This window comes from Halalkalibacterium halodurans, assembly GCF_004376175.1.
Classification (GTDB): domain Bacteria; phylum Bacillota; class Bacilli; order Bacillales; family Bacillaceae_D; genus Halalkalibacterium; species Halalkalibacterium halodurans.
Map to the genome: position 1 here is coordinate 53,647 of NZ_SNUY01000015.1, position 8,603 is coordinate 62,249.

Annotated in this window: 12 protein-coding genes and 1 pseudogene; 2 read left to right on the forward strand and 11 right to left on the reverse strand. The window is 38.2% G+C overall.

The window, feature by feature from the left end; genetic code table 11:
- Positions 1-26 precede the first annotated feature (26 nt).
- From E2L07_RS07050 to E2L07_RS07105, 11 genes and pseudogenes are all read right to left on the reverse strand, one after another.
- The gene (locus E2L07_RS07050; RefSeq protein ID WP_134229236.1) at positions 27-539 is read right to left on the reverse strand and encodes an SRPBCC domain-containing protein; all 513 of its coding nucleotides are present in this window, start codon (positions 537-539) and stop codon (positions 27-29) included.
- A gap of 24 nt (positions 540-563) precedes the next feature.
- On the reverse strand, positions 564-893 hold the full coding sequence (locus E2L07_RS07055) for an ArsR/SmtB family transcription factor (protein WP_010896867.1): 330 nt from the start codon (positions 891-893) through the stop codon (positions 564-566).
- A 381-nt stretch (positions 894-1,274) separates the two neighbouring features.
- On the reverse strand, positions 1,275-2,051 hold the full coding sequence (locus E2L07_RS07060) for a sulfite exporter TauE/SafE family protein (protein WP_053432451.1): 777 nt from the start codon (positions 2,049-2,051) through the stop codon (positions 1,275-1,277).
- Between the two features lie 53 nt (positions 2,052-2,104).
- Positions 2,105-2,332 carry a sulfurtransferase TusA family protein gene (locus tag E2L07_RS07065; RefSeq protein WP_053432450.1) on the reverse strand — a complete coding sequence of 76 codons (228 nt, stop codon included), beginning with the start codon at positions 2,330-2,332 and terminating at the stop codon, positions 2,105-2,107.
- A gap of 27 nt (positions 2,333-2,359) precedes the next feature.
- Positions 2,360-3,487: an MBL fold metallo-hydrolase gene (locus E2L07_RS07070; protein ID WP_053432449.1), complete on the reverse strand. Its 1,128-nt coding sequence runs from the start codon at positions 3,485-3,487 to the stop codon at positions 2,360-2,362.
- A 469-nt stretch (positions 3,488-3,956) separates the two neighbouring features.
- The gene (locus tag E2L07_RS07080; protein ID WP_053432448.1) at positions 3,957-4,532 is read right to left on the reverse strand and encodes a sulfurtransferase TusA family protein; all 576 of its coding nucleotides are present in this window, start codon (positions 4,530-4,532) and stop codon (positions 3,957-3,959) included.
- Positions 4,533-4,587: 55 nt separating this feature from the next.
- Positions 4,588-4,947, reverse strand: coding sequence for a rhodanese-like domain-containing protein (locus E2L07_RS07085; RefSeq protein ID WP_134229237.1), 360 nt, complete (start codon positions 4,945-4,947; stop codon positions 4,588-4,590).
- Between the two features lie 118 nt (positions 4,948-5,065).
- On the reverse strand, positions 5,066-5,545 hold the full coding sequence (locus E2L07_RS07090; protein WP_053432447.1) for a DsrE/DsrF/DrsH-like family protein: 480 nt from the start codon (positions 5,543-5,545) through the stop codon (positions 5,066-5,068).
- Positions 5,546-5,636: 91 nt separating this feature from the next.
- A pseudogene (locus E2L07_RS07095) lies at positions 5,637-5,850 on the reverse strand (sulfurtransferase TusA family protein).
- Positions 5,851-6,019: 169 nt separating this feature from the next.
- Positions 6,020-6,280: a metal-sensitive transcriptional regulator gene (locus E2L07_RS07100; RefSeq protein WP_053432446.1), complete on the reverse strand. Its 261-nt coding sequence runs from the start codon at positions 6,278-6,280 to the stop codon at positions 6,020-6,022.
- Positions 6,281-6,457: 177 nt separating this feature from the next.
- Positions 6,458-6,847: a rhodanese-like domain-containing protein gene (locus tag E2L07_RS07105; RefSeq protein ID WP_243854930.1), complete on the reverse strand. Its 390-nt coding sequence runs from the start codon at positions 6,845-6,847 to the stop codon at positions 6,458-6,460.
- Between the two features lie 202 nt (positions 6,848-7,049).
- On the opposite strand from E2L07_RS07105, the gene E2L07_RS07110 reads away from it, so the two are divergent.
- Both E2L07_RS07110 and E2L07_RS07115 read left to right on the forward strand, forming a co-directional pair.
- Positions 7,050-7,853, forward strand: coding sequence for a LysM peptidoglycan-binding domain-containing protein (locus E2L07_RS07110; RefSeq protein WP_053432445.1), 804 nt, complete (start codon positions 7,050-7,052; stop codon positions 7,851-7,853).
- 340 nt (positions 7,854-8,193) lie between these two features.
- Positions 8,194-8,603, forward strand: a 410-nt coding sequence (locus E2L07_RS07115) for a transposase (RefSeq protein WP_208401993.1), incomplete at its 3' end; no start/stop codon positions are given.

The window sequence follows — 8,603 nt, forward strand, 5'->3', positions numbered from 1 at the left end:
CAGTCGCCCCACTTAAACCTAATCTTTTATTGAATGTCTTGGAGATATTCCACGAGACGATCCCACGTTTCTGTGAACCCTTGCTCCATTCCCATGTCTAGAACCTTTTGAAGCTCTTCTGCAGAAGGATACTCCACCTGATTGACGATTTTCGTCTTGCCTCCAAGATCAATGAAAGTCAAGGTGATTTCAGCAGCTGGCATCTCCTCCGATAGGTTGCCTTCGGAATCAGAAAAGTAATCGACGTATACGATTTTTTCTCCTTCTACTATCTCACGGTAAAGTGCCTTACCCCACGATTCATATCCGTAAAAATCCCCCTGATTTTCATCAACGCACTTCATGCAAAAATGCCACGAACCACCAGGTCGAAAGTCGATATTACAGACAGTAAGATCCCATCCGCGCGGCCCCCACCAATTTTTCAAATGTTCCGCTTCCGTAAACATCTTGAACACCAACTCACGAGGGGCATCAAAAACACGCTCCGCAATCAATTGATTCCCTTCTGCCTTAAAAATCATAGAATTTGCCATCATCATTTCCTCCCCGAAATTGAAAAATCACGTGTCCTTTTGCTTTTTGGTTTGTAGCTCCTGTAAGTACCGATCCAAAGAATTAAAACGCTCGTTCCAGATGGTGTTATACGTTTCAAGCCACTCATGCAATGCTTGAAATGGTTCCTGCCGAAGGGTATAAATTCTACGGTTGGCTTCTACTTTGACTTCAACGAGACCTGCTTCCAATAAGACACGCAGATGTTTTGAAGCTTGTGGTTGGCGAAGACCTACTCGGTTAGCAATTTCTCCTACCGGTAACGGGCCGTCCCGCAGTAACTCCACGATTCTTAAGCGATTTTGCTCAGCAAGCGCACTGAATGTCTTCGTATCCATTCGTTCGATCCTTTCTGTATCTTTGAGAATGTCACCTCACTCTCGACTTCCTTTTCTTTTGTACAATAAATATACCATTATAGGAATATTCGAACAAGGGAATATTCTATTTTTCTTTTAACAAAAAAAGAGCCTCCTCATTGTATGGAGACTCTTAACCATTGTCTAAATCCATCTTCTAACATTCGCTTTATAAGCAAGTGCTTTCTGTTTTGTGTAACGACGATTCTTCCCTCGTTTTCAAGCCACACATTTACACTTTGAAAAGTATGCGGATAAAATGGATCGAGCCTCTTTACTGATTTTTTTGACTCCTCACAGGGAAAACGTTTAAATTGTTTAGGTATCATTTATGCAACACTAGTGCGCCTGTCACTGTTTTTATAAGATATCTATCCAAATTTTCACTGCTGTTGCAGCAATCAATAAAGCTAATATCCCTTTCAAAACCTCTGTATTCATCTTCTTCCCTACCATTGCCCCTAGTGGAGATGCTATTAAACTCGCGACGATCATAATTATGGCTGGAAAATAATCAATTTGTCCGGTTGTAACCTTTCCGGCGGTTGCTCCAATGGACGAGATGAAGGTAATCGCTAATGAAGAAGCAATTGTCATTCGCGTTGGTATTTTTAATACAACAAGCATGATTGGGACCAATAAGAACGCACCAGCGGCACCTACAATTCCTGCTCCAACCCCTGCGATTAATGCAAAGCTAGCCGCTAACCATTTATTAAACTTCACTTGATCAAGTGGAACATCATCAAATCCCTTTTTAGGAATAAACATCATGACTGCGGCAATTAATGCTAAGATTCCGTATATAAGATTAATTCCGCCCTCTGACATCAGTTTTGATCCATAACCACCAACAAAGCTGCCAATTAGAATAGCTGATCCCATATAAACAATTAACGTTTGATTTAAGTATCCACCTTTGCGATAGGCCCATACCCCACCTATTGTGGCAAAAAACACTTGAATCGCACTTATACCCGTAACTTCATGCGCACTAAAAGTGGCTAAACCAAACAATGGTGGAATATATAGAAGCATGGGATATTTAATAATAGATCCGCCAATTCCTAACATTCCTGAAATAAATGATCCTATAAAACCAATTGAAAAAATGATGAAAATAAAGGTAAAATCCATTAAGATGACCTCCTTCCAAAGAAAGGTGGGAACCAAATTGGCTCCCATAGCAATTAGCCTTTTTTAATCCAAAATTTTAATACACCATCTTCTTCCGTATCTGAAACTAACTCATGACCGCCAGACTTAGCCCATGCTGCTAGGTCTTTTTTTGCTCCTTTATCAGTCGCATGAATTTCTAAGATTTGACCTGACTCAAGTTCAGTCATTGCTTTTTTTGTACGAACGATTGGCATTGGGCATGCTAATCCTTTTGCGTCTAATACTTTATCCGCATTCATTTATAAAACCTCCAGTTTTATCGTTTGTTATCTTACTGCACAACGGTTAGGTCCAATTTCCATTTCACGTTGTTTTTCTTCATCTGGCATGATTTTCCCCATATTGGTTTCACGAATTTCTTGATACGCGTTTGGTTGTGGCGGTAAGTTTTCTGTCACCATTGATCTAAACTCATTTTCATCTTCAATATTTAGTCCATGATTTTGAGCAAATAGTGTTCCTAGTTTTTCTGCAACACTTCCATCGTCATTTAACTCTTCGATGATCATAAAGTGAGCCGGTAGAACAACTAACTCTTCTGATAGTTCTCTATAACGCTTATAAAGTGACTCACGTAAATCTCCTACCCAATCCTCAGCAAGGCCTGCTAAGTCAGGTCTTCCAATTGAATCAATGAAGAGAATATCCCCGGATAATAGGTACTTTTCATCGATAACAAATGAAGTCGATCCGATTGTATGACCAGGTGAGTATAGAGCATGAATGTTGATCGTTGAGTTCCCGATCACTACGTCATCCCCACCTTCAAGTGCCGCATATTCAAACACTACTTCACCTGCATCCTTTGGAGGTAACCAGTACGTTGCACCAGTTGCTTCGGCAATTTTTCTTCCACCTGAGATGTGGTCGGCATGCAAGTGTGTGTCAAATACGTGTGTAATGTGCGCTCCGATTTCTTTTGCGAAATTCACAAACACATCCGCCATACGTGTTGCATCGATAATCGCAGCTTCCCCATTTGAAACAACCATATAGGATAAACACCCTTTACCTAGACGAACAAATTGATACAACTCACCACCGTCTTTCAAGTCCCCTACTTTTACTGGTTCAAGATATTCACTCCAAGCTTTCATACCTCCCTCTAAATAAGCTACGTCTAACCCTTCATCAGAAAGCATCTCAGCTACCATCATGGAAGAACCTTCTTTCGCACAAACGACTAAGACTTCTTTATCTGCTGGAATTTTATCGATGATTTCTTCTACACCATCTAATAGTTCAAAATAAGGAATATTGAAGTAATCAAAGTTTTCTCCTTCAATTTTCCAATCAGCGAAATCCCCTGCATTACGAACATCTAGAATGAATAGCTCTTTCTTTTCGATTACTTTTCTTGCTATTTCTTTTGAATTCATCGCTTTTACTGACATTTCACAATACCCCCATTAGTATGTTTTAGTTTAAAAAAATTTAATTAAAACAATAATGTGTTACATCTGCATCGTTTGCGAATTCTAAGAATGTAACGGCTCCACCCACTTTCAAAGCTAAAAATATTGCTACCTCTTGGTCTGTTGCAGCTGCAACTGTTGCTACATTGAATACTTTGTAGTCATCAAATAATCCACCACCACTTGAAATGATCGCTATTTTATACTCAAATTTCCAACCCGCTATTATCTCAATGCTGGCACAGTGCTATTTGGGTCATAACCGGCAACACAATGGCCGTTTACTTCCGTTTGTGGAGGCCCTAATTGACCTGTTTTTTCTACAAGTTGCTACGTGTCCACATTCACTTCACGGTAGGAAATGTTTTGATCTGCGAATACGTTTTGTTACATCATATGAACAACCATTAGAAGTATAAACAGTAAGCTGACTCATGATAGACTCTTCCTATTTATTTAGATGATCTGTTCGGTAACTCCATTCACTCATGCCAGGTACAACATTAATCACTTTTTTAAATCCTGCTTCTGTTAACTTTTGCGCGGCTAAATCACTACGGCTTCCAGTTCGACACACAACATAAATATCTGCATCCTCACTTAGTTCATTTAAGCGATTCTCAAGTTCACCAAGTGGAATCGATTTAGCACCAGGAATATGACTGAACGCATATTCTGCTGATTCACGAACATCTAAAACCACGATATCTTCATTGTTAGCCAACTTGGTTTGTAGCTCTTCATTGTTTACTACATGAGGGTGCTTCTGCTTTTCTTTTTCTTCTCCATTAGCCTTACGCAGATAATGTTTTAACACTTCACCATCTTCAACGGTTCCTAAATATTGATGTCCAGTGCTTTGTGCCCACGCTTTAATATCAGCAGTTGATCCTTTATCTGTTGCTTGAATTTCTAATACTTTTCCTGGTTCGAGCTCATTCATCGCTTTTTTTGTACGAACGATTGGCATCGGACATGCTAATCCTTTTGCATCTACTAGTTGATCATATTTAATCGTTTCCATTAATAGTCCTCCTTAGAAATAATACCCTTATAGGTATAATTAAGTTCAAAAAAATTTACTGAACGTTACCTTCCCAGTTCATCATGCCTCCTACCATATTGATAGCATGAAACCCGTGACTGGACAGAAACTCGGTGGTTCTTCCACTTCGAGCACCAGAGCGACAAACGATAATATATTCTTTCGTTTTGTCTAGTTCATGCAACGAAAACTCTAGTAATCCAAGTGGGATATTTACACTTCCTGGTATATGCTTCGCATTCCACTGGAAAATAACAACAACTTCTTTCTTTTTTGATAACTGGTTTCCTTTTTGAAAATGTTCATCGAATCGAATGTTTTGTAATGTGTTGACTTTATGTCTAGAGAACTCGCCGGATGTTCTTGCACCAATATATTGAATATCCTGTCTCATTAAATGCTTTTTTAGGTCACTTGTTGAAATTTGTCTTACACCTTTAACAGATATGAATGATGAAATATAGCTTTTAAAATAGCTACCTTCATTTTTTCCCTCCTTTTGGTCAAACTTATTAAATAAATAAGTTCACATTTCCTTCTTCAGCGTCAGCTAGATATGCACCTACTCCTGCGTACTCTAAACCATCTATCAATTCTTCTTTTTGTAGTCCTAATAAATCCATTGTCATCGTACATGCCACTAACTTTACACCTTGTTCTTGTGCCACTCGTAGTAAATCAGATAATGGCATAGTATTGTGTTTTTTCATAACATGCTTGATCATTTTTGGTCCCATTCCTGCGTAGTTCATATTAGAAAGACCCAAGTTATCAGCTCCTCGAGGCATCATTTTTGCAAACATTTTTTCTAAGAATCCTTTTTTCACTGGTACATGTTGATCTTTTCTAAAAGCGTTTAGTCCCCAAAATGTTGAGAAGATGGTTACTTCATGATCATAGGCCGCAGCACCGTTCGCGATAATAAAAGCTGCCATTGCTTTATCATAATCACCACTAAACAAGATGATCGTTGTTTTCTTTTTGTCTGTCATGTTGTCCTCTCCTTTATCATTTTCTTCTTTTACATATACATGTATGGGTATTAAAACATTCAAAAAAATAGGTTGCTTAGCCTTTTTCAATTCAGAACATTAATACACTCTCTTCTTCATTATCTGAAAGTAACTTATGCCCACCAGATTTAGTCCAAGCCGATAAGTTATTTTTGCTTTCTTTCTGTCGCATGAATCTCTAAAGCCTGATCTGATTCCATCTCACTTAATGCTTTCTTCCCTTTTATAATTGATATTGGACAATCTAGACCTTTCCCATCAAGAAATTTTATCTGTTTTTTTATTTTAGTAGCCTCCTTTTTATATCTATACACATACCTATACCCATACAGGTATTTTAATAGATTAAAAATTTTTGTCAAGAGCATTTTAATTCGTTGATCAAAGTCCATTAAACCTATAGGGGTGTTGTAATTGATATCACTCACCCCTGTGAATCAATTTATTTATATACTATCTGCTTTTCACTAATAAATTCACGGCTTCTTGAATAAGCGCTTCCGTGTCTTCACCTTTTACAATTTGCTCACGAACACACCGCTCTAAGTTAGAGCTTACGACTAAACCAATCGCACGATCCAATGCATTTCTTGCCGCTGACATTTGAACGACAAGCTCCTTACAGTCCTTCCCTTCTTCCATCATTCTAAGAATAGCTCTAACTTGTCCTTCTACACGTTTTACTCTGTTTTTCATTTTGTCATTGTACTCCATAGAATTCCCTCCTTGTTTGGTTCTAAAGTTGAGCCTAGTCCTTATATCAAGCACGATAGTATGATCTTGATCATTTATTTTCCAGTTTCAACACAAATTAAAACCAATTTCATATAAGAAACCGATAAAATAACTATAAATACAATTATAATAGTCGTCATATAAGCCACTTAGAAGTTATTTTATAACCTCACCTTTCCATGAAAGCATTCCGCCTTTTACATTGACTAAATTTTGATAACCAAGATCTTTTAATGCATTTGCAGCTTGAAGACTTCTGTTACCACTGCGGCAGATGAGGACTATTGTATGATCTTTAGGAATAAGGTCGGTATTATTGTCCAGTGTACTCAAAGGAATATTTATCATACCATCTATATGCCCCTCTTTAAATTCAAAAGGCTCACGAACATCAACAAAGAAATAATCTTCATTTTGCTTATTCATTAATTTGGCTAATTGTTCCGTGCTAATTTCATCTATGGCTGCATTAAGCGCTAGTTTATATCCCAAAAATCCAATTAGTATGGCTATAGGGATTATGATATGCCAACACTTCTTTATCAATTATCTGCCCCCCCTCGTTGTTTATATCCATATTATATACCCTGGTAGGTATAAAAGCAACTCTAAATTTCATACTAAGATTTACTGCGTCTTTCGTATTCATCATATTTTTCAACTATAAATCGTAAGAATAAAAAACGTAAACAATGATGCTAACCTAGGAATATTACAATTCGAATAGCCCAAGGGGAGTGTATGTTATATGCCTGTTGTAAGACAATCACATGTCGTTTACACCGTTCAGCCAGGCGATACGTTATCTGCAATCGCTGCACGTTTTGGCAGTACAGTCCTAGAAATTCAACGGGCGAACCTACAGGATCCTCGTTTCATCGATCCCAATGTCATTTTTCCAGGCTGGACACTTGTTATTCCTGTCCCTACCGTACGCCCCTTTGACACCACCTATCTTCCGGTCCCTGGAGATACACTTTTTCGGATTAGTCAGCGATTTTCAGCACATTTCGACCTTATCGCCGGAGTTAATAGACTCCAGGATCCGAACCTTATTTTTGTTGGGCAGCTTCTCTGGGTTCCAGCCTTTGTGTACGAAATTGAAGTAGGGGATACTCTATTTGGGATTTCTAGACGCTTTCAAATTCCGATAACAAAAATTTTAGCAGCAAACGAAGGTCGTCCTGGATTTTCACTTGATTTCATTTTTGTCGGTTTTCGTTTACTCCTTCCACTTCCGTCATCAAGAAATATCGTAGTCACTCATCCGTTTCCAGGGGATATTATGCCAAGCAGAGAGCTTGTGGAAGGCTTCGCTCGTGTATTTGAGACCAATGTATTGATGCAGATTCGGGATGATAACGGGGTGATCGTCTCAGCAGAACGCTTTACGACAGCACTTGAAGGTCCACCTGCATACGGTTATTTTTCTGGAACCGTTCTCATTGATCGACCACCTACCTCACCTAGCGGACAATTATGGGTATATTCTCGCAGTCCAGTCGACGGCAGTATTATAGATCTTGTACAAGTAAGAGTTTACTTTATGTAATGCATCGGGACGTTTCTTTTTCTCCCTTTCCTTCTCAGAACTAGAGAACCGTCCCCATGCTTTCGCTTCCATATTCTCGCTTTCGGTAGATGAACAAGATAATATGTTCTAATCCACATATAAATGCATAACATTTTCTTTTTTCTTATACCTTCCCTTTAATACTCCTATCCCATCAATTATAATACCTGAATTATTCATAAAAAATCTTTGATAACCAAATAATGCTTATCTATCAAGTAATTGAGCTAAATGGTCCATGCATCAAATAAATGAAAAAAGAATCCATTTCTGATATGGTTAAAGCAACTACGAAATAACCACAGAAAGGATTCTTATAATGGCTACTTTACCGCAACTAACACTAGATTTCAATCGTCAAATTAAATTGTCAACTGATGGAGGCTCTCTTTCTTCTGATACAGGTGAATTCGTTTTTCGAGAGTTTGATGAAAAAATCGGATTCTCTGAGACTCTTGTTCAACACCTGCATTTGAATGACGAGAGAAAATACTATCTTCATTCGAATGAAAATCTCTTTCGTCAAAAGATTTATCAACTCATCGCTGGTTATGCTGAGGATGATGCGGCCGATCAATTGACGAATGATCCTGTTTTCACCCAAATGATTGGGACTGACTCCTTAGCTTCTCAACCAAGTTTATCTCGCTTTTATACACGATTTGATCATGAGTCCATTGAACAATTACATCACGCTAACCAAGAACTTTTAGATAAAGTACATGAACT